Source organism: Domibacillus sp., from assembly GCF_031181085.1.
Taxonomy (GTDB): Bacteria; Bacillota; Bacilli; order Bacillales; family Domibacillaceae; genus Domibacillus.
In genome coordinates this window covers 81,601-102,666 of sequence record NZ_JAPSLE010000005.1, presented here as the reverse complement: position 1 = coordinate 102,666, position 21,066 = coordinate 81,601, and the positions used below count along the sequence as shown (strand labels likewise).

The following is a 21,066-nucleotide window of genomic DNA, read 5'->3' as shown; positions in this document are numbered from 1 at the left end:
CAACGGCTTGTTTGTTTTTCGGAAAAAAAAGCGGCGGAGAGCCATCAACTAAGCGCCTCCGCCAAACAAAAGCTGGATAAAGGGGTTGATATTCATACTATACCAGTTCAATATAAAATAAATGTAAACGGTTCGTTAATCTTTTGTAAAATCATTCCGCAAATTCTTGATGAACGAAACGGTAAACGTCGTTCCTTCGTTCAGCTTGCTTTCCACGTTAATTTTTCCGTGATGGGCTTCCATAATATGTTTAACAATGGCAAGGCCAAGCCCTGTTCCGCCTGAATCCCGGCTCCGCGCTTTATCCACACGGTAAAACCGTTCAAAAATACGCGGCAGCTCCGCTTTTTCAATTCCAATACCGGTATCAGAAACTTTTAAATTCACCATCTGGCCCGACTCGCTTGCATCCACGAAAATCTGCCCGCCTTTTGGTGTGTATAAAATGGCATTTGTAATGAGGTTAACAAACACCTGCTTGAGCCGGTATTCATCTCCTTGAATAATTAGATGATCAGACACGTTCATTTGAAGAGCAATATCTTTTGCTTCCAGACGGCTTTCAAGCGTGACAATCACTTCACTCAACAGTTTTTTCAACGGCACTTCTGTTAAATTAAGCGTAAGTCCTTTCTGCTCAATTTTGGAAAGGTCGAGTAAATCAGCCACAAGCCTTTCCATGCGGCCGCTTTCTTTCCAGATAATATCCAGAAACATCTTTGCAGCATCCGGGTCATTCAGCGCACCGTCCAGCAGTGTTTCTGAAAAGCCTTTGATTGAGGTGATCGGTGTTTTTAATTCATGGGACACGTTGGCAACAAAATCCTTACGCATTTGTTCCAAATGCTTAATTTCCGTAATATCGTGGTACACGACGAGAATCCCTTTCCATTCGTCGTTTGTACCGATAATCGGGGCACCTGATACTTCAATGTCCTTCTCTTCAAGATCAAACGTCATTTTAATTTGCCGGCGGACATTTTTCTCTGTCATAAAAACGTCCTCAACAATTTTAATCACGTCTTCTTGGGTAATGACTTCATAATACCGTTTTTTAATGATGCGGCCAGTGCTGTACATTTTTTTAAAAGACCGGTTCGCCATCACAATATAGCCGCGGTCATCAATAAGCAAAAGCCCGCTTTCAATGTTTTCAATTAATGTTGTCAGGCGATTTTGATGAACTTCCTGCGCTTGCATCATTTCTTGAAGGTTTCTTGCTAATATGTTAATCGACGTACTGAGCATTCCCATCTCATCAGGAGGCGTTTCATATGTTCTTGCCCTATAGTTACCCTTTGCCAGCTCAATGGCCACCATAGCTGCCGATTCAATTGGCTTTACATACCGGGTAGTAATTTTGGTCCCGATTAAAATAATCAAGAGCAGGGACAGTCCAAGCGAAGTCAGCAAAATCGCCCAAATTTGGCCGTATATTTCATCGAGCGCATCGACCCGCATACTTACAATGACGTAGCCTTCCTGCTCTCCCGTTTTTGCTAAAATGGGTGTCCAGTGGTATTGAACATCCATTTTACGCATTAAGGAGGTTTGATAATTTTTGTCATTTAAAGTTTCTGAGATACGGTGGGCGATATCTCGGTGCACGGCGTTTTCTTCTTCATCTGTCCCGCCGCTGTCATAAAGAAGATCTCCATTATTATCCGCCACACTCAAACGCGTATCCATCTGCTCGCTCCATTTGTCAAGCACCATCGGATTAATTGCTTCTGTTCCTCCCCAATCTTCTACTGCACTGGCTAGCAGGGAGGTTTCCCGCTCAAGCCGGTCATTAATGGTAGCAAGATAGTAAGATTTAAACATTTGGCCAAGCCAGATTCCCAAAGCGGCCAAAACAGCCGCAATCAAAATAAAAAGCGACAGAATGAGTTTTGCCCGGAAATTGATCACGCTTCTTTCGGTTCTTCCAGTTTATATCCAAGTCCGCGGATTGTTTTAATATACTGCGGTTTTTTCGTGTTTTCTTCCATCTTGTCTCTTAAATGGCTGATGTGAACGTCTACAATACGGGTATCCCCGACAAAGTCATATTTCCAGACTGCCGCAAGAAGCTGGTCGCGTGTCAGCACTCTCGTTTTGTTTTCTGCTAAAAACAGCAGCAGTTCAAATTCCTTTGGCGTTAAATCCAGCAAGTTTTCCTTGTAATACGCTTCATATTTTTCAGGATAAAGCTTTAAGTCCGCCACTTTAATTAAGGCGCTGTCCCCTTCTTCCTCAACAACTGGTTCTGCCGGCGGCAGCTGTACGCGGCGCAAAATCGCTTTTACGCGTGCAATTAGTTCTCTTGGACTGAACGGTTTTGTCATATAGTCATCTGCCCCAAGTTCAAGACCAAGCACCTTATCAAATTCTTCGTCTTTTGCTGTCAGCATTAAAATAGGCGTAGCAACCCGTCTTTGCCGCAAGTCCTTGCACACTTCCATGCCATCGAACTTTGGCAGCATCCAATCTAAAATGATTAAATCTGCAGACACAGACTCCGCTTTTTGAAGAGCTTCCTCTCCATCACAAGCGGTTTCCACTTCAAAACCTGCCTGCTCCAGATTATATTTAATTAACGTGACAATAGATGGTTCATCATCTACAACCAAAATTTTCTTCATATGACCCTCCTGATTCAAATGTCTATCTTTCATTATAGCGAAGAAATCCTACCCGATAAAGTGCTGTTCTGCATAAAAAAAGAACCTGCTGTAATACGGCAGGTTCTTTTTTTATACTTGATTTAAGAAAGAACAGACATCACGCTGCGTACAGCTTCAGCAGATCTGTCAAGACCTGCTTGCTCTTCTGCAGTTAATTCAAGTTCAATGATTTTTTCAATGCCGTTGCCGCCTAGAATGGTCGGAACGCCTAAATATATATCATTGTAGCCATATTCACCTTCGAGATACGCAATTGCCGGCAAAATGCGGCGCTGATCTTTTAAAATCGCTTCAGTCATTTCAACAAGTGACGCAGCCGGTGCGTAATACGCTGAACCGTTGCCTAAAAGCTGGACAATTTCACCGCCGCCTTTACGTGTACGCTCAACAATGGCATCTAAGCGGTCCTTTGGAATAAGCGTTTCAAGCGGAATCCCGCCTGCGTAAGAATAGCGTACGAGCGGAACCATGTCGTCTCCGTGTCCGCCAAGAACGAATCCTGTAATGTCTTTTACAGAAATCTTAAGCTCTTGTGCAACGAATGTGCGGAAACGAGCTGTGTCCAGGACACCTGATTGACCGATCACACGGCTTTTCGGGAAGCCCGATTCTTTTAAAACAGTGTATGTCATCGCATCAACTGGGTTTGTTAAAACGATAATTGTACAATTTGGAGAATATTTTACGATTTCAGACGTAACAGATTTCATAACCTTTTGATTTGTTTGAACAAGATCGTCACGGCTCATGCCTGGTTTGCGTGCAATACCTGCTGTAATAATGACGATATCCGAATCTGCTGTTTCAGCATAATCAGACGTGCCGGTAATATTTGCATCAAATCCTTGGACAGGGCTTGCTTCAAGCATATCAAGTGCTTTGCCTTTTGTTGGGCCTTCTGCCTGCGGAATGTCGACAAGAACAACGTCTGCCAGCTCTTTTTGTGCCAGAAGAAATGCCGTTGTAGCACCAGTAAAGCCGCCGCCGATTACAGAAACCTTTTTACGGTTATATGCTGTCATAATAAAACTCCTCCTTTATTTATGGTGGAACCAAATATTATGTAAGATGCTCTCCTTTTGGGGAGAGCATCAATCAACATTACAGGTTTTTAATCAATTCGTCTGCGAACTCGGAACATTTCACTTCTGTTGCACCGTCCATTAAGCGGGCAAAGTCATATGTAACAACCTTCGAAGAAATTGTTTTTTCAACTGATTTTGTAATCGCAGTTGCTGCTTCATTCCAGCCAAGGTGCTCAAGAAGCAAAACGCCTGACAACAAAACAGATGATGGATTTACTTTATCAAGACCTGCATATTTCGGCGCAGTACCGTGTGTTGCTTCGAAAATCGCATGGCCAGTTTCATAGTTGATATTGGCACCTGGTGCGATTCCAATTCCGCCTACTTGAGCTGCAAGCGCATCAGAAATATAGTCTCCGTTCAAGTTCATTGTCGCTACGACATCAAACTCTTTCGGACGAGTTAAAATTTGTTGTAAGAAGATATCGGCAATGGAATCTTTTACGATAATTTTGCCTGCAGCTTCGGCTTCAGATTGTGCTTTGTTTGCTGCTTCTGTGCCTTCTGCTTCTTTGATTTTGTCGTATTGTGCCCAAGTGAACACTTTATCGCCAAATTCTTTTTCAGCAAGCTCATAGCCCCAGTTTTTAAACGCACCTTCTGTGAATTTCATAATGTTGCCTTTGTGAACAAGCGTTAAAGATTTACGGCCTTCTTTGATTGCGTAGTTGATCGCCGCACGTACCAGACGCTGTGTTCCTTCTTTTGATACAGGTTTAATACCGATACCAGATGTTTCAGGGAAACGGATTTTGTTAACGCCCATTTCGTTTTTCAAGAACTCGATCACTTTTTTCACTTCATCTGAGCCTTCAGCATACTCAATACCTGCATAAATATCTTCTGTGTTTTCACGGAAGATGACCATATCAGTATCTTCAGGACGTTTTACTGGTGAAGGTACACCATCGAAATAACGAACAGGACGAAGGCATGTGAAAAGATCCAATTCCTGGCGAAGTGCTACGTTCAATGAACGGATTCCGCCGCCAACTGGCGTTGTAAGTGGACCTTTAATTGCGATCAAATACTCGTCAATTTGCTCAAGCGTTTCTTTTGGAAGCCATTCGCCTGTTTGGTTAAAGGCTTTTTCACCCGCAAGAACTTCTTTCCAAACAATTTTCTTTTCGCCATTATACGCTTTTTCAACCGCTGCATCTAAAACGCGTGAAGCAGCTGCCCAAATATCAGGACCAATTCCATCGCCTTCAATAAAAGGAACGATTGGATTGTTTGGTACATTTAGTACGCCATCTTGCATTGAAATTTTTTCGCCTTGAGTCATCTTGCCTTTCCCTCCAATTCCATGTTCAAAGGTTAGAGAAAATTTCTCTAACCCGTGTTTACTATTTTCATATTACACTAGTTATTTATTTTTTTGCAAATGCTTTCTTAATTATACGCGTTCGCTAATAGGTACGTATTTTTGCATATCCGGACCTGTATATTCAGCTCTCGGACGGATCAGTCTGTTGTTGGCATACTGTTCAAGAATATGTGCAATCCAGCCTGATGCACGGCTTACAGCAAAGATAGGCGTGAATAAATCATGCTCAATACCAAGGCTGTGATAAACGGATGCCGAATAGAAGTCTACGTTTGGCGGCAGGTTTTTGCTTCCTGTAACAAGACTTTCAATTTCGATAGACATGTTATAAAGCTCTGCCTCACCGTTTTGCTCTGTTAAACGCTTAGACATTTCACGAAGGTGTTTAGCCCGTGGATCGCCCTGGCGGTATACGCGGTGACCGAAGCCCATGATCTTTTCTTTGTTATTGAGCTTTTCAAGAATATACGGTTCTACGTTATCTGCTGAACCGATTTCTGTAAGCATTTTCATAACCTGCTCGTTTGCGCCGCCATGAAGAGGCCCTTTTAAAGCGCCAAGAGCTGCAGTTACACCTGAATACATATCTGACAAAGTAGCGACACAGACACGGGCTGTAAAAGTAGACGCATTAAGCTCATGATCTGCGTGAAGAACAAGGGCTTTATCAAATGCTTCAACTTCTACGGCTGTTGGGTCATTACCAGAAAGCATATACAAGAAGTTTTCGGCAATACCGTACTCCTTTTTCGGTGCAATCGGCTCTTCCCCTTTACGAATGCGTGAGAATGCTGTCACAAGCGCCGGAATCTTCGCCTGGATGCGAATCGCTTTGCGGTAGTTGGCTTCATCTGTCATAACATCAGCTTCTTCATCGTAAAGGCCAAGCAGTGACACAGATGAACGAAGCGCCGCCATTGGATGAACTTTCTCAATTGGATACATTTTAAAATGATCCAAAATTTCTTTTGGAATGGTATAGTTTTCCGAAAGCTGCTCTTTCAGTTCATCCAGCTGCGCTTGTGTTGGAAGACGGCGATGCCAAAGCAAATAAATTACTTCTTCAAAGCTTGCATTCTCTGTCAGATCATCAATATTGTATCCTGCGTATGTAAGTGTGTCATCAATGATAGAGCTGACAGATGATGTTGTAGCCACTACTCCCTCGAGTCCGCGTGCAGTAGTCATAATTATCTCTCCTTCGCTTGTTTATTTCCCCGTTACCCGCTTTTTTATTTGTGTATGCATGCCGAGCAACTGCTCAGTACCATTTTATAAATAAAAAAGCATATGTAAATTACGTGCTCCTTTTAAAACAAAATTACTTAAATGTTCAAAAAGGTGTGCGCTTACATTGCTTATTATAAACAATGTGAGCAAGTTTGTGAATCAAAACGTGCCAAATTGTTCGAATTTTTTTGAAAACAGTAAAATTCCGGGCTTAACATACCCGGAATTTATGGTATTATAGTAAGTTTTAGTTTAAAAGTCAGACCGTCTGTTCATTCTGTCCGCTGTTTTGTAAGCATCATAAATGCCCCAGATCCATACAAGCGGATAAGTGATAAACCCAATCAGCACAAACATCAAGGCTGCATTAATCATCTGCACAACAATTAAAATTAAACCTTTCATAATCTGGCCGTTATAAATTTGCCCGACACCCGTCCAGAATACACTTAAGACAGCAGCAATACCCGGATTTTTGTTTAACAACGTATCCAGCTCCTTTTTATCTTATTGTGTATTCATACGGAGAGGTATTGAAAAAGTTTCATTTTTTCTGCTAAAGTACAGAAAACATCTTCATTGCATAATACGCGATGCCGGCACCAATTAACGGCCCGACTGGAACTCCGTTAAAAAGAGCGACTGCTAATACGGTGCCAAGCACCAGCGCTGTGGTGATATGGGGATCATCGGCTAAAAGCACGATTCCTCCTTTTGCAATGAGCGCTACTAAAATGCCGGCTGTAAGAGCGATCCAGGCATACGGTGATTTCAGAGCCGCGCCCAATTCCCTAAAGCCAATCGCCCCTGTTGCAATGGGGACGAGTACCGCAATTGTGATTACCGTAACCCCCCAATTTATTCCGTTTTTCTGCATCATATCAAACCACTTTAGATCGAGGCCTATTGCTTTTAAGGCCAGTAAGAATACCGAAGCAATAAGCAATGATTGGTTTTTGGCTACAATGCTGATTGCTGTCAGCAGAAGCAAAAATAAAAACGCCTGCATAACTTCACTCCTAAAAAAAGACGCATGGCCGTGCCCTTTTTCTCATACGAGTAGTATAGAAACGGGGGCATGTACCATGCGGATCATTGTTCAATATCTTATTGCCAGTGCAATTTTTCTGCTTATTTACTGGCTCCTGCCAATTTTCAAGCCATTTTTAGCTGGGGCATTTTTTGCCGCTGTGTTACATAGACCAGCCCACTTTATTCAAAGAAAAACGAATGCCTCCCGGACAGTGGCTGTATGTGTATCAATGGTCTGGATTCTTCTGCTTCTGTCAGCAGGCTGCCTGCTGTTCGCCTGGATTAGCGCCCGGACCGTTTCCCATCTGCATACAGTGATTCCTCATTATATTCCTATCGCCGTTATGCATTTGGAGCAGCTGCTTCAAAGCATGATGAATTTTTTAACCAAAGACCAGCTTGCTCTTTTACTGCAATATCTGCACACGGTCGAAACGGCCGCTGCTCACACTGTTGAGGAATCCGCAGGAAAGTGGCTTCTTGCAGGCACTTTTTACTTTCTCTCACTCCCAGGTACAGCCACCCAATTGCTGATTGCTCTGCTGGCTGCTTTTTTCATGGCAAAAGACGGCTCTTTTTTCCTCTCTCTTTTGCCCGAATCCATCCGTGCCAAAACAGCCCGTGCAGCCAATACCTTTTCTTTTTCCTTGTACGCCTATGGATACGCACAATTAAAGCTGTTTACTGTTACTTTTACAGCAGCATGCGCAGGCTTTTTCCTGCTGGGTACTCCTCATATACTGGAGCTGGCTTTTTTAACGGCCGTTCTTGAGTTTATTCCCATTGTCGGCTCCATCCTTTTGTTTGTACCCTGGATTTTCTTCTGCCTTCTTACTGGACAAACCCACGCAGCCATTTTCACTGCTGTTTTATATACGACCCTTGTTCTTGTACGCCAGCTGCTTGAACCGAAGCTGGTTTCCGATTCAGCAGGCCTTCATCCGCTGGCCGTTTTATTTGCAGCATTTGCAGGCTACCATTTAACCGGCGTTTTCGGGCTCATCACAGCACCCTTATTTTTGCTTCTTGGTTTGTCTATCCATCAAGCTGGTTTGTTTTTTACAAAACGTTAGCGTGACCGTTGTAAATAATACCGCGTGCCGCATCTACTGTAATTTCCTGGCCATCTGAGAACGTATTAAGAGCTCCCTCAACATCCACGATAACCGGAATGCCAAGATTGATGCCAACTACAGCCGCATGGCTTGTTAATCCGCCTTCTTCTGTAATAAGGGCACTGCATTTTTCAATGGCAGGCATCATTTCACGATCGGTTCCGTATGTGACAAGAATATCGCCCGGCTTTACTTTTTCAATGGCTTCAGAAGCTGTTTTAGCTGTCACAACTCTTCCATATGCTGAATGACGGCCGATACCTTGTGCTTTCACAAGAATGTCACCAACAACATGAATTTTCATTAAGTTCGTTGTTCCAGATTCACCTACCGGCACACCCGCTGTAATAACAACAAGCTCACCGTGGCTGATCAGCCCTTCATCGAGGCAGCGGACAATCGCGTTATCCAGCATATCATCTGTTGAAGACACACTAAGCCCCATAACCGGGAATACGCCCCAGACAAGTGATAAGCTTCTCATTACGCGTTCGCTGTCTGTTACAGCATAGATAGATGCTTTAGAACGGTAACGTGAAATCATCCGTGCAGTATGTCCGCTTGACGTTGGTGCGATAATCGCTTTTACTTCCAATGCTTCCGCCGTTTTAGCTACAGACTGGCCAATAGCGTCTGTCATAGTCATACGGCCTGTATTATTGCGGCGGCGAGGCGGAATATCTCTCATTTGCAGCTCTGCTTCTGCGCGGACTGCGATGTTATGCATCGTTTTTACTGCTTCAAGCGGATATGCACCGGCTGCTGTTTCACCTGACAGCATAATCGCATCTGTTCCATCGAAAATCGCATTTGCTACGTCACTTGCTTCCGCACGTGTCGGACGCGGGTTACGCTGCATAGAATCAAGCATTTGCGTAGCCGTAATAACTGGTTTGCCAAGCAGATTACACTTTTTAATCAGTTTCTTTTGTACGATCGGCACTTCTTCAGCCGGAATTTCCACACCAAGATCGCCACGTGCAACCATCAGCCCGTCTGATACTTCAAGAATGTCATCGATGTTATCAACGCCTTCTTGGTTTTCAATTTTCGGGATGATTTGAATGTGAGTAGCCTTGTGTTTTTCCAGCAGCTCACGAATATCCAATACGTCAGATGTGCGGCGTACAAAAGAAGCAGCGATAAAGTCGACACCCTGCTCGATACCAAAACGGATATCGTCCGCATCTTTTTCTGTAATACCTGGCAATTTAACAGAAACGCCTGGTACGTTTACACCTTTTTTATTTTTTAATGTACCGCTGTTTAAAATCCGAACGCCGATTTCGCCTTTTTCACGATCAATGCCTGTAACCAAAAGACCAATCAAGCCGTCATCAAGCAAAATACTTGAACCTGGTTCCACATCATCAATCAAACCTGAGTAAGTAATCGAAAACTTTTCAGGTGTCCCCAATACTTCTGTCATGGAAATAACAGCATCTTTGCCGCTTTCAAGCTCAATAGCTCCGTTTTCCATGTTATGTGTACGAATTTCAGGACCTTTTGTATCGAGCAAAATCGCCACAGTTTTCCCTGTGTTTTTTGCTGCCTGGCGAATGTTTTGAATACGCGCTCCATGCTCTTCATGGCTTCCGTGTGAAAAGTTTAAGCGTGCAACATTCATGCCTGCGTTCATTAATGATTGAAGCGTTTCAAGGCTTTCGCTTGCTGGTCCAATTGTACAGACGATTTTCGTTTTTTGCATTGATAGTTCCTCCATTTTTGTGATTAAATCGACAGTTCTTGCGATAATTCATACATACGCTGATCGACTTTATGCGGTTTTGAGAGCGCCTCAATAATGTCGTAATCAACAATTTGGTTTTGTTCGATCCCGACAGCACGACCGCCTTTTCCTTCTAGAAGTAATTCCACTGCATGTGCACCAAGACGGCTGGCGAGCACTCGGTCTGCTGCGCTTGGTGAGCCTCCGCGCTGCATATGGCCCAAAACGGAAACACGCGTGTCGAATCCTGTCAACTCTTCAATAATAGCACCAAACTTGCTGCCTGTCATGACTCCTTCTGCTACGACGATAATACTGTGTTTTTTACCGCGCTCCTGGCTGCGTTTCAGCTTGGCCGCAATTTTGTTCATATCGTAAGGTGCTTCCGGAATAAGGATTGTTTCCGCACCGCCTGCAAGGCCTGACCAAAGCGCTAGATCGCCGGCATGACGGCCCATTACTTCTACAATGAATGTGCGCTCATGGGAGCTGGCTGTATCCCGGATTTTATCGATCGCGTCGATGACTGTATTTAAAGCTGTATCAAAGCCAATTGTAAATTCTGTTCCGGGAATGTCGTTATCGATTGTTCCAGGCACTCCGACACACGGAAAACCATGTTCTGTTAATGCTTTCGCACCCATGTAAGAACCGTCTCCACCGATTACCACTAATCCTTCGATCCCAAACTTCTCCATTTGCTCGATGCCTTGCTTTTGGCCTTCAAGCGTTTTAAATTCCAAGCAGCGGGCTGAGCGCAGCATCGTTCCGCCTCGGTGAATAATATCGCCGACCGAACCACGATCTAATTGTTTAATATGCCCATTAATTAAGCCATGATATCCCTGATAAACACCGAATACTTCCATGTCGTGGTAAATCGCTTTCCGGACAACAGCACGCACGGCTGCATTCATTCCAGGTGCATCCCCGCCACTTGTTAACACACCAATTCGTTTCATATCTTGTCACCTCTAAAAATTTTTGTCAGTTGCATCTTTTGTATGCCTACCCTCTTTTAAGATAACAGAACGTTTTCCCGTTCACAATGTTTACTCAATAAGTAAGCGTTACCACAAAGAAAATGTCTATGCAAGGAAAAAACCGGTCCTGAATATTAATTATTCAGGCCGGTTGTTTGTTCAGCATAGCCGCCGATTCGTTTATATTTTTCATAACGCTGGTCAACCAGGTTTGCATGATCAATGCTCTGCAGCTCTTTCATGGCCGGATACAACACTTGGTCAATCAGCTGCGCCTGCTCTTTTGCATCACGGTGTGCTCCGCCCCGCACCTCTGGAATAATTTCATCCACAATACCGAGTGAGCGCAAATCCCGAGCTGTAATTTTCATCGTTTCTGCTGCACGCTTCGCGAGACTCGCGTCTTTCCATAATAAAGCGGCTGCTCCCTCGGGCGAGATAACCGAGTACGTAGAGTTTTCAAGCATAAACAGACGGTCACCGACACCGAGTGCTAAGGCTCCTCCGCTTCCTCCTTCACCAATAACGATGCAGATAATTGGTACGGTTAAGCCGGCCATTTCAAAAATATTACGGGCAATGGCTTCACTTTGTCCCCGCTCCTCCGCCGCTTTGCCCGGATACGCACCTTTTGTATCAATTAAGCAAATGATCGGGCGTTTAAACTTTTCTGCCTGTTTCATTAAACGAAGTGCTTTCCGGTAGCCTTCCGGGTGGGGCATGCCAAACGTACGCTGAATATTTTCTTTTGTATCGCGTCCCCGCTGATGTCCAATCACCGTTACCGGCTGGCCATGGTACTTTGCCACCCCTGCTACGATGGCTGCATCATCGCCGTATGCACGGTCTCCATGAAGTTCGAAAAATCCTTCAAACAAGAAAGGAATGTAATCCAGTGTGGTTGGACGATTTGGATGGCGTGCCATTTGAACACGGTCCCAAGGTGTCATGCTGTTGTAAATGTCATCTTCAAGCTTCTTTAAGCGCAGCTCAAGCTTTTCAATTTCATCTGACAAGTCTACATCAGAGCTGGAGGTGAAATTTTTAAGCTCCGCTATTTTTTCCTGCAGGTCACGGACCGGCTTTTCAAACTCAAGTCCTGTCATTTTTTTACACCGCCCGTTTGATGGATATCGAGTAAAAATGAAAGCTTATCTTTCATTTCTTTTCTGTGCAGAACGGCATCAAGCTGTCCGCACTGAAGCAAAAATTCAGCTGTTTGAAAATCTTCCGGCAGCTTTTCGCGAATGGTTTGCTCAATAATCCGCCGCCCGGCAAATCCGATCAGCGCACCCGGCTCTGCAAAGTTAAAGTCGCCGAGAGATGCAAAGCTCGCCGATACACCGCCAGTTGTCGGATGCGTCATTACAGAAATAATGAGCCCGCCCCGGTCGCTGAGACGCTTAAAAGCAGCCCCTGTTTTCGCCATTTGCATGAGCGATAAAACGCCTTCCTGCATCCGTGCTCCGCCGGATGCGGTAAAGATAATAAAAGGAATCTGCAGGCGGATCGCTTCTTCAACGGCACGGGTAATTTTCTCGCCTACCACTGAACCCATGCTGCCCATCCGGAAAGATGAGTCCATGAACGCAAAAGCGGCCTGATGGCCATTGATGGCTCCAACGCCTGTGACAATCGCTTCATTCAGCCCGGTTTTCTTTCGGTCGGCCGCTATTTTTTCTTCATAATCAGGAAACCCGAGTGGATTAGCTGTTGACAGCTCTGCATCAAGCTCACGGAAAGATCCTTCATCGAGAAGGCTTTCGATCCGTTCAAAGGCCTTCATCGGATAATGATACCCGCAGCCCATGCAAACATGAAGATTTTTTTCCAGTTCTTTCGTATACATGATCTTTTTGCACTTCGGACACTTTTGCATGATGCCTTCTGGAACATCCTGCTTGGCCGCCTCCGAAGGAATGGTTGCATATTTTATTTTTTTTGGTTTTTGTTTGGTAAACATATTTTTAATCGCCATTGTCCCACCCCTTTACTGGCGTTTTGAATACTGAATTTGTCTGGCTGATGCCAGCAGCTTTTGAAGCCGTTCATGGTCCGGATCGCTTCCTGCATAATTTGAAATAATCATCCATATGTTTCGCAGGAGCCGATTGCCGGTTTTACCTGTCAGCTCCTCAAAAGAACCTGTCAGCTCTATTGAATCTAAATCGGCTTTTCCCGCCAAAACGGCGAGACAGCCGAGCTCCAAGATCGCCTTTACATCGTGAAGATCTTCTCTTGTTTGGTCGCCATCAAAAAGAAAGGTACCGATGAGCGGGACAAGCTGATGGTCTTTGAAGTCACGCAGAAAAGTCCCTTCGCCGCGCCGCGTTTCAATAAGCCCCAGCAGCTCGAGCGCCCGCAATGCTTCACGAACTGATGAACGCCCGATGGAAAGCTTGTCTGAAAGCTCGCGCTCTGAAGGGATTTTATCTCCGGGCCGAAGGCGGTCCCTTTTAATCATTTCCTGAATTTGTGCAATGGCAGCCAAAAATTTTGATGGCGGGCGCACAGAACCAGTCATTTATTCACCTTTGCCAATCAATGACAGCTGCATAGTTTTTTGGCGAACATCCTCCGGTTTTACTTTCCGGCGCGCCACGCCTGTTTCCATGCCGGCTTTTGCTACAGCCGCTGCTACGGCAGGCGCAACCCGGGGGTCAAAAGGACCTGGAATTACATAATCGGCATGAAGGTCTTCTTCAGCCACAAGGCTGGCAATCGCTTCTACAGCAGCTTGTTTCATTTTTTCATTTATATGTGTGGCACGGACATCTAATGCCCCGCGGAAAATACCCGGAAAAGCCAGCACATTGTTTACCTGGTTCGGAAAATCAGAACGGCCGGTTCCGATTACCTTTGCTCCGGCTGCTTTTGCTTCTTCCGGCATAATTTCCGGTGTTGGGTTTGCCATCGCAAAAATAATAGGTTCTTCGTTCATCGTTTGGATCATTTCTTTCGTTAGCGCACCCGCTACCGATACTCCGATAAATACGTCCGCTCCTTCAATGACATCAGCAAGGCTGCCGGCTTTTTTCTCGCGGTTCGTAAACTTCGCTACTTCGTCTTTTACGGGATTCATGCCCTCTGGGCGCCCTTCGTAAATGGCTCCTCGCGAGTCACACATAATGATATTTTGCAAGCCATATCCTTTTAACAATTTAATAATAGCAATACCTGCTGCACCCGCACCATTTGCCACTACTTTAATGTCCGTCATCTTTTTCCCTGTCAGCTTAAGGGCATTAATTAAACCGGCTACTGTCACAATAGCAGTACCGTGCTGATCATCGTGGAAAACAGGGATATTTGTTTCTTTCTTCAGCCGCTCCTCAATCACAAAGCAGTTCGGAGCCGCAATATCTTCTAAGTTTACGCCGCCAAATGTCGGCTCCATCATTTTAACCGTTTCAATGATTTTTTCCGGATCCGTTGAGTTTAAGCAGACTGGAAAAGCATCTACTCCTGCAAAGCTCTTAAACAGCACAGCTTTTCCTTCCATAACCGGAAGAGAGGCTTCCGGGCCAATATTGCCCAGTCCAAGCACTGCAGTGCCGTCTGAGACAACCGCTACCATATTGCCCTTCATTGTATAATCATACACGGTTTCTGGCTTTTCATAAATTTCTTTGCACGGCTCTGCCACACCAGGTGAATAAGCAAGACTTAAGTCTTTTGCATTTTTCACAACTGTTTTAATACCAGTTGACAATTTACCGTGATTTTCTTTATGCATTTGAAGCGCTTCTTCCCGATTCGACATTCTGCCAGCTCCTCTTTTTCTCCTTTAAGTGGTCAGACCACACAATTCAATATAATACTTTAAACGATTCATCCTGAATTGTAAAGGTTAGTCAAAGGATTTAAGCACAACGTTGCGTGTTCCACACCTTTTTTTCAGCCCCTCAATCAATTCTTCTTTCGGTGATACTTTATACTTCGGCCCGAGCCTTACTGTTTCCTTCGTCCGTTCATAATGGATCACCACCGAGGCCTGGCCCGGATAAAGCTGAAGCTCTTCCACTACCCAGCCTGCCAGCTCACTTTCTCCTTTTCCTTCCGGCAGCTGGATAAAAAGAACTTGTTTTTTTTCTATCGTTTTGTTTATTCCTTCTTGAATCGGTTCAAGAGACTGAACAATAAGCTGGAGACTGCCATTTCGTTCTTCTGCTGCTCCTTTTACAAGTACAGCTTTCCCTTTTTCAATAAATGGGCCATGTTTTCGGTACACTTCCGGAAATAAGATCATTTCCCGCTCTCCTGTTTCATCTGCAAGGGAGGAAAAAGCCATTTTATCGCCTTTTTTCGTGCGGATCTCACGAATGCTTCCGATCATTCCTGCTGTGATGACTTTTCGGCTGGCTTGAACCTTTATCACTGGAACGGCACCGGCTTGAGCAAGCACCTTTCGATGAAGCGCTATCGGGTGATCCGAAACATACAGACCGAGCATTTCCCGTTCTTTTTCCAGTTTTATATCTACGGGAAGTCCAGTTACATCCGCATATTTAGGATGGAACGATACACCAAGCCCTTCAAATAAACTCCCTTCATCCGGCTGAATAAGAGCTGCGTGTTCTACGGCCGCATCAATACTGGCCAGCAGCACCGCACGATCCTGGCCAAACTCATCCATCGCTCCCGCATAAATTAGTGATTCAATTGCTTTTCGATTCACAATATTCGCCGGAACCCGCTGGCAGAAATCAAATAAATCCTGAAAACGGCCCTCTTTTCGTTCCTCTATAATCGTTTTGGCAACCGTCTGGCCCACTCCTTTTATCGGCACAAGACCAAATCGAATCCCATCTTGTTCGGCTTGAAATGAATAGCTGCTCATATTAACAGATGGTGCGAGAAAAGAAAGATCATACTCCGCTGCCTCCGCTGCGTATTGCCGCATCTTTTCTTCATTTCCCGTTTGAGATTGCAAAAGCGCTGCTAGAAAATGAGCCGGATAATGAACCTTCAGCCAGGCAAGCCAGTATGCGATCATACTGTAGGCAACCGCATGGCTTCGGTTAAAGCCGTAGTCAGCAAACCGGACAATCAAGTCGTACACGAAAAGAGCGATGTTTTCTTCGACACCATTTTGAACAGCACCGCTGACAAAATGTTTTCGCTCCTGCTCCAGTGTCTCTTTTTTCTTTTTGCTTACAGCACGGCGCAGCAAATCGGCTTCTCCGGGTGTGAAGCCGGCTAGCTGCACAGCGATTTGAATAATCTGCTCCTGATAGACAATGATGCCATACGTCGGCTCTAGTATCTCTTTTAAAACGGGATGTGGATATTGAAGCGATTCCTGTCCATGCCGCCGTTTAATATAGGTGGGAATCTGTTCCATTGGGCCGGGGCGGTATAAGGCATTTACGGCTACCATATCTTCAAAGCGGTTTGGCTGCAGCTGTGTGAGAACATTTTTCATTCCTTCAGATTCAAATTGAAAAATACCGGCTGTCTTTCCTTCTCCAAGCAGCTTGAAAACATCATGATCATCTAGCGAAAGCGACAATAAGTCTATCCTCCGGCCGGTTTTTCTTCGAATAGAAGCGATGATTCGTTCGATTGTTGTTAAATTGCGCAAGCCCAGCAAATCTATTTTTAAAAGCCCCAGCTGCTCAAGCGGCTCCATTGGATATTGCGTTAAATACACCCCGTCATGCCCCTTCATGATGGGCACATGGTCAGTGAGCGGCTTTTCAGTCATCACGATACCCGCTGCATGTGTAGAGGTATGGCGCGGCAGTCCTTCCAAGCGGAGTGCTGTTTGATAAATGCGTTCATGAACAGGCGACTCCGCCCGCCAGCCCTCTAAGTTAACCTGTGAAAGCTTCGTTCCCGGTGTCGACGGAATAAGCTTTGACAGCCGTGATAATTCTCCGCTGTCAAAACCGAAGACCCGGGCTGTGTCTCTCATCACCGCTTTAGCTGATAACGTACCGAACGTTACAATTTGCGCGGCGTGAACAGCACCATATTTTTGAGTGATGTACCGGATTACCTCATCACGACGATAATCTGGAAAATCAATATCAATATCCGGCATCGTAATCCGCTCCGGATTTAAAAACCGCTCAAACAAGAGATTATGGCGGATAGGATCTACTGCGGTAATACCAAGGGCAAAGGCTACAAGAGATCCGGCAGCGGATCCCCGGCCCGGCCCTGTCAGAATTCCTTGTTTTTTGGCAAAGTGTACAAAATCATGAACAATTAAAAAGTAATCACTGAAATTCATTCTGCTGATTATAGACAGCTCGTAGGAAAGGCGCTCTATATAAGCCGGATCACTTCGGTCCCTCAGCCCTTCCATACATAAATTTTTCAACCGTTCAACGGCACTTTCTCCCTCCGGCAGAGGAAATGCGGGAAGAAGGCGGCTGCCAAATTTTATGTTCACATCGCAGAGCCTGGCAATAACCGCCGTATTGTCCATTGCTTCCGGAATATCCTGATAGAGTTCCTTCCATTGAGCCTCGGGCTTAAAAGCATACACTGCTTCCGTTAATTCTTCTTCCGGTTCAATAAGCCGGTTGTCCCGGATGGCCTGGAGGCATGTTGAAGCAAAAGCGCCTGCTGGATCGGCATACTGAACATGACCAATGGCTACAACCGGAATGCCGTCAGCCCTTGCTTTTTCTATTAAAAAACGTTCAGCCCGCGTTCCACGAAGCCCGATATAAAAATGCTGAAAAACCTCTTTAAAAAAAGCCAGTGCTTCTTCAGAAGGATCACCATCTAGGCCTGGCAGAACGGCAATCAGATCTTTAGCGTATCCGTTCAGCCAGCGAAGCGGAAGACCGGCTTCTGCTTTTGTCTGCAAAGCACTGGAAATTTTAATTAAATTTGAAAAGCCATTATCATTTTGCGCGTACAAAAGAAGCGGATATGCCCGATCACTCTCCTGCTGGGCTTCCACTTCCGCTTTTAATCCCAAAATAGGCTTAATGCCGCGCTTTTGGCAGGCAAGATAAAAAGGAATAGCTGCATGCAGGTTGTTCCAATCTGTCAGCGCGACCGCCTTTTGGCCCGCTTCCTGCGTTTTTTGAGCGATTTGCTCTGGCGTGAGCGTCGCGCCACGAAAGCTGTATGCCGTTTCCGTTTCCAGCTGGATCACTTCTTTTCACTCCTCTCACAATCTGAATATACGTTCTCTTTTTAATATAAAAAGAAAGGAGAAAAAATTCTCCTTTATTGCCCTGCTACAAGATTTTTTAAATCTGCTAATACTTGGTCTGCTTCTTCCCATGAATACACACTTGCCCCTGCCGCAAGCGCATGGCCGCCGCCTCCGTGCTTCACCGCCAGCCCATTAATGACAGGTCCCTTAGAGCGGAAGCGCACACGGATTTGATCTTCTTCTTCAATAAAGAAGACCCACGCTTTAATGCCTTTTACACCGCTTAAAATGCTGACAAGAAGAGAGGTTTCAGCTTGTGTAGCGCCGAATTGCTTTAACAATTCTTTCGTCATCCGCACTTCCGCTACACCCGATTCATCCATTACAAAATGCTGGAGAATATATCCTTCAAGCTTCAAGACATGTGCGTCTTTTTCATACAAATGGTTAAACAGCTCCTGCCGATCAAACTCATACTGCATCAATTCACCAGCGCACTGCATAGTCTCAATCGTCGTAGACGGGTATAAAAAACGCCCTGTATCACTGACAATACCTGCATAAAGAAGGCGTGCTGCTTCGTCATTGATCTTCAGCTGTCCGCCAGATGTTTTAAACAGCTCATAAATCATCTGGCTGCACGCTGCCGCATCTTCCTCTACCCAAAGAAGATCGCCGTATGGATCTTCATTTGGATGATGATCAATTTTAATCACTTCTTTCCCAAGTTTGAAACGCTGATCACAAATTCGCGCCTGGTTGGCTGTATCACATACAATGACGAGCGCATTTTCATAAACACTGTCTTCAATTTGATCGAGGCGCCGCATAAAATAAAGCGTCTGCTCCTCTGCCCCAACCGTGTAAACGTTTTTTTCCGGAAACGTAGCGCGGATTATTTCAGCGAGCCCTCCTTGTGATCCGTATGCGTCCGGGTCCGGACGTACGTGACGGTGAAGAATGATCGTATCATATTCTTTAATTTTATCAATAATCTGTTGTTTCAACTTTTTTCCCCTTCTCTACAGGCTTGTTTCCGGTGGAAATCCGCCGCTGTTCCCGTTACAATAAAAATGGAAGCCAAAAACGGAGGAATACATCGAATGCCTAATTTCTTTTTGGTCGTCATCATTGTTTTATCATTTATGTTTTACTTGTTTTATAAAGTCCAATATGTCAGAAGCAGACGGCCAATGGAAAGAAAGTGGCTGTCCGCTAAATCCAGTATGGTACTGGGGTTATTTGTCGGCACGTTTGGCGTAAATACGCTGCTTATTCAGCAGACTACAACCGCCTATATTATTTCCGCCATTTTTATTTTGTACGGATTCGCCAGCATGGCGGCCGGTTTTAAATTGTACAGGCATTACCAGCCATTCGCCCGGCAGGAAGCAGAAAAAATGGATCAGCTGTAACCGAGGAAGCAGGCAGGCCGCCTGCTTTTTTTATCGATCAATTAACTGGCACATCATCATCGCTTTGCCTGCAAGCACCCCTGCATTATATACCTCGACATCTACCTTCCCGAACTTACGGCCAATTTCCAGCACTTTTGGGGCAACCGTAAGAATGGACTCCATCTGAATCGGTTTTAAAAAGTAAATCGTGATATTTTCTACCACAAGGTCACCACGTTTATGTGCACGCAAAACGCGATTTGCGGCTTCGGTTACAATCGTTGTAAACACTCCGTAAGAAACCGTGCCGAGCTGATTGGTCATTTGCGGGGTTACCTCAAACTGATAACTGCCGCTTGCGCTTTGATCCTCAGGCAGAATCAGCTGCTTGGCAATCGTATCATCGAGAGTCTCAGCTGCCTGTGGCTGACGTTGTGCGGTTTGCATCGCTTTAAGCACATCCTGGCGGCTGACAATACCCTGCAGACGATTTTGTTCGTCTACGACTGGCAGCAGTTCAATTCCTTCCCAGATCATCATATGGGCGGCTGAAGCCACACTTGTTTTCAAGGTGACGGTAAGCGGGTGTTTCGTCATTACTTTTTCCACACCAATTTCCCGGCCGCTTCCCATAATATCTTTCGCCGTTACAATACCGAATACCTTTAAGTGCTCATCTACAACCGGAAACCGGCTGTGTGACGTTTCTCTGTTTTTATCCAGCCAGTCACCCACTGTATCTCCAAGTTGAAGAAATACACTGCTTTCCACTGGTGTTAAAATATCCCCGACCAGTACAATTTCTTTTTTGATCAGCTGATCGTAGATCGCCCGGTTGATCATGGCTGCTACAGTAAATGTATCATAGCTTGTTGAGATGACCGGCATCTCCAGCTCATCGGCCAGTTTTTTTATTTCGTCGCCTGCCTCAAATCCGCCTGTAATGAGGACCGCAGCGCCCGCTTGAAGAGCGAGCTCATGAGCTTTCACACGGTTACCAATAATCAGCAGGTTGCCCGGTCCTGTGTAGCGCATCATCGCTTCGAGCTGCATTGCTCCGATGACAAACTTATTTAATGTTTTATACAACCCGTTTCGCCCGCCAAGCACTTGTCCGTCTACAATATTCACAACCTCTGCAAACGTCAGCTTTTCAATATTCTCTTTTTTCTTTTGCTCGATCCGAATCGTGCCGACACGCTCAATCGCACTGACCATGCCCTTTGTCTCAGCATCCTTTATGGCCCGGTAAGCAGTCCCTTCACTAAGCGACAGCGCTTTGGCAATCTGGCGGACGGAAATTTTTTCACCGATCGGTAATTCCTCAATATATTGAAGAATTTGTTCGTGTTTTGTTGTCACTGGCTCCACCCGTCCCTTTC

General features: G+C 45.1%; 18 protein-coding genes. 2 read left to right on the top strand and 16 right to left on the bottom strand.

Annotation, left to right across the window (positions count from 1 at the left end; translation table 11 throughout):
- Positions 1–135: 135 nt before the first annotated feature.
- The 7 genes from pnpS to RIN81_RS09370 form a co-directional block, all read right to left on the bottom strand.
- Complete coding sequence (pnpS, locus tag RIN81_RS09400; RefSeq protein WP_309089562.1) at positions 136–1,911, bottom strand: two-component system histidine kinase PnpS; 1,776 nt, start codon at positions 1,909–1,911, stop codon at positions 136–138.
- On the bottom strand, positions 1,908–2,624 hold the full coding sequence (locus RIN81_RS09395; RefSeq protein ID WP_309089560.1) for a response regulator transcription factor: 717 nt from the start codon (positions 2,622–2,624) through the stop codon (positions 1,908–1,910). Before RIN81_RS09395 ends, pnpS begins: the two co-directional genes overlap by 4 nt.
- 122 nt (positions 2,625–2,746) lie before the next feature.
- Complete coding sequence (gene mdh / locus RIN81_RS09390) at positions 2,747–3,688, bottom strand: malate dehydrogenase (protein WP_309089558.1); 942 nt, start codon at positions 3,686–3,688, stop codon at positions 2,747–2,749.
- Positions 3,689–3,767: 79 nt separating this feature from the next.
- Positions 3,768–5,036 carry an NADP-dependent isocitrate dehydrogenase gene (gene icd / locus RIN81_RS09385; protein WP_242233267.1) on the bottom strand — a complete coding sequence of 423 codons (1,269 nt, stop codon included), beginning with the start codon at positions 5,034–5,036 and terminating at the stop codon, positions 3,768–3,770.
- Between the two features lie 111 nt (positions 5,037–5,147).
- Complete coding sequence (gene citZ, locus RIN81_RS09380; protein WP_309089556.1) at positions 5,148–6,266, bottom strand: citrate synthase; 1,119 nt, start codon at positions 6,264–6,266, stop codon at positions 5,148–5,150.
- 294 nt (positions 6,267–6,560) lie between these two features.
- Entirely contained in the window at positions 6,561–6,794 is a 234-nt protein-coding gene (locus tag RIN81_RS09375; protein ID WP_242233265.1) for a hypothetical protein, read from the bottom strand.
- 70 nt (positions 6,795–6,864) lie between these two features.
- Positions 6,865–7,317, bottom strand: a complete 453-nt coding sequence (locus tag RIN81_RS09370; RefSeq protein WP_251269646.1) for a DUF441 domain-containing protein — start codon at positions 7,315–7,317, stop codon at positions 6,865–6,867.
- A 76-nt stretch (positions 7,318–7,393) separates the two neighbouring features.
- Here RIN81_RS09370 and RIN81_RS09365 point away from each other — a divergent pair, with 76 nt between their 5' ends.
- Positions 7,394–8,413 (top strand): AI-2E family transporter, encoded by a 1,020-nt coding sequence (locus tag RIN81_RS09365; RefSeq protein ID WP_251269647.1) that lies wholly within the window; start codon positions 7,394–7,396, stop codon positions 8,411–8,413.
- On the opposite strand, the gene pyk is transcribed toward RIN81_RS09365, so the two are convergent.
- The 8 genes from pyk to RIN81_RS09325 all read right to left on the bottom strand — a co-directional run bounded on the left by pyk (position 8,400) and on the right by RIN81_RS09325 (position 19,294).
- On the bottom strand, positions 8,400–10,163 hold the full coding sequence (pyk, locus tag RIN81_RS09360; protein WP_309089554.1) for a pyruvate kinase: 1,764 nt from the start codon (positions 10,161–10,163) through the stop codon (positions 8,400–8,402). The two genes, RIN81_RS09365 and pyk, sit on opposite strands and share 14 nt — an antisense overlap.
- Before the next feature lie 23 nt (positions 10,164–10,186).
- On the bottom strand, positions 10,187–11,146 hold the full coding sequence (gene pfkA / locus RIN81_RS09355) for a 6-phosphofructokinase (protein WP_242233261.1): 960 nt from the start codon (positions 11,144–11,146) through the stop codon (positions 10,187–10,189).
- Between the two features lie 155 nt (positions 11,147–11,301).
- Positions 11,302–12,273 carry an acetyl-CoA carboxylase carboxyl transferase subunit alpha gene (gene accA, locus RIN81_RS09350; protein ID WP_309089552.1) on the bottom strand — a complete coding sequence of 324 codons (972 nt, stop codon included), beginning with the start codon at positions 12,271–12,273 and terminating at the stop codon, positions 11,302–11,304.
- On the bottom strand, positions 12,270–13,145 hold the full coding sequence (gene accD, locus RIN81_RS09345; protein ID WP_309089550.1) for an acetyl-CoA carboxylase, carboxyltransferase subunit beta: 876 nt from the start codon (positions 13,143–13,145) through the stop codon (positions 12,270–12,272). Before accD ends, accA begins: the two co-directional genes overlap by 4 nt.
- Before the next feature lie 12 nt (positions 13,146–13,157).
- Entirely contained in the window at positions 13,158–13,691 is a 534-nt protein-coding gene (locus RIN81_RS09340; RefSeq protein ID WP_309089548.1) for a FadR/GntR family transcriptional regulator, read from the bottom strand.
- Positions 13,692–14,930, bottom strand: a complete 1,239-nt coding sequence (ystJ, locus tag RIN81_RS09335; protein WP_309089546.1) for an NADP-dependent malic enzyme — start codon at positions 14,928–14,930, stop codon at positions 13,692–13,694. It lies immediately after the preceding gene.
- Between the two features lie 87 nt (positions 14,931–15,017).
- Positions 15,018–18,284 carry a DNA polymerase III subunit alpha gene (gene dnaE, locus RIN81_RS09330; RefSeq protein WP_309089544.1) on the bottom strand — a complete coding sequence of 1,089 codons (3,267 nt, stop codon included), beginning with the start codon at positions 18,282–18,284 and terminating at the stop codon, positions 15,018–15,020.
- Positions 18,285–18,358: 74 nt separating this feature from the next.
- Entirely contained in the window at positions 18,359–19,294 is a 936-nt protein-coding gene (locus RIN81_RS09325) for a DHH family phosphoesterase (protein WP_309089542.1), read from the bottom strand.
- A 96-nt stretch (positions 19,295–19,390) separates the two neighbouring features.
- On the opposite strand from RIN81_RS09325, the gene RIN81_RS09320 reads away from it, so the two are divergent.
- Complete coding sequence (locus tag RIN81_RS09320) at positions 19,391–19,702, top strand: YtpI family protein (protein WP_309089540.1); 312 nt, start codon at positions 19,391–19,393, stop codon at positions 19,700–19,702.
- 30 nt (positions 19,703–19,732) lie between these two features.
- On the opposite strand, the gene RIN81_RS09315 is transcribed toward RIN81_RS09320, so the two are convergent.
- Positions 19,733–21,046, bottom strand: coding sequence for a DRTGG domain-containing protein (locus RIN81_RS09315; protein WP_309089538.1), 1,314 nt, complete (start codon positions 21,044–21,046; stop codon positions 19,733–19,735).
- Positions 21,047–21,066: the final 20 nt, after the last annotated feature.

Bases quoted from the DNA above. Each gene is read 5' to 3' on its own strand.
- RIN81_RS09395 (WP_309089560.1), bottom strand. From the start codon at position 2,624: ATGAAGAAAATTTTGGTTGTAGATGATGAACCATCTATTGTCACGTTA.
- mdh (WP_309089558.1), bottom strand. From the start codon at position 3,688: ATGACAGCATATAACCGTAAAAAGGTTTCTGTAATCGGCGGCGGCTTT.
- icd (WP_242233267.1), bottom strand. From the start codon at position 5,036: ATGACTCAAGGCGAAAAAATTTCAATGCAAGATGGCGTACTAAATGTA.
- citZ (WP_309089556.1), bottom strand. From the start codon at position 6,266: ATGACTACTGCACGCGGACTCGAGGGAGTAGTGGCTACAACATCATCT.
- RIN81_RS09370 (WP_251269646.1), bottom strand. From the start codon at position 7,317: ATGCAGGCGTTTTTATTTTTGCTTCTGCTGACAGCAATCAGCATTGTA.
- RIN81_RS09365 (WP_251269647.1), top strand. From the start codon at position 7,394: ATGCGGATCATTGTTCAATATCTTATTGCCAGTGCAATTTTTCTGCTT.
- pyk (WP_309089554.1), bottom strand. From the start codon at position 10,163: ATGCAAAAAACGAAAATCGTCTGTACAATTGGACCAGCAAGCGAAAGC.
- pfkA (WP_242233261.1), bottom strand. From the start codon at position 11,146: ATGAAACGAATTGGTGTGTTAACAAGTGGCGGGGATGCACCTGGAATG.
- accA (WP_309089552.1), bottom strand. From the start codon at position 12,273: ATGACAGGACTTGAGTTTGAAAAGCCGGTCCGTGACCTGCAGGAAAAA.
- accD (WP_309089550.1), bottom strand. From the start codon at position 13,145: ATGGCGATTAAAAATATGTTTACCAAACAAAAACCAAAAAAAATAAAA.
- RIN81_RS09340 (WP_309089548.1), bottom strand. From the start codon at position 13,691: ATGACTGGTTCTGTGCGCCCGCCATCAAAATTTTTGGCTGCCATTGCA.
- ystJ (WP_309089546.1), bottom strand. From the start codon at position 14,930: ATGTCGAATCGGGAAGAAGCGCTTCAAATGCATAAAGAAAATCACGGT.
- RIN81_RS09320 (WP_309089540.1), top strand. From the start codon at position 19,391: ATGCCTAATTTCTTTTTGGTCGTCATCATTGTTTTATCATTTATGTTT.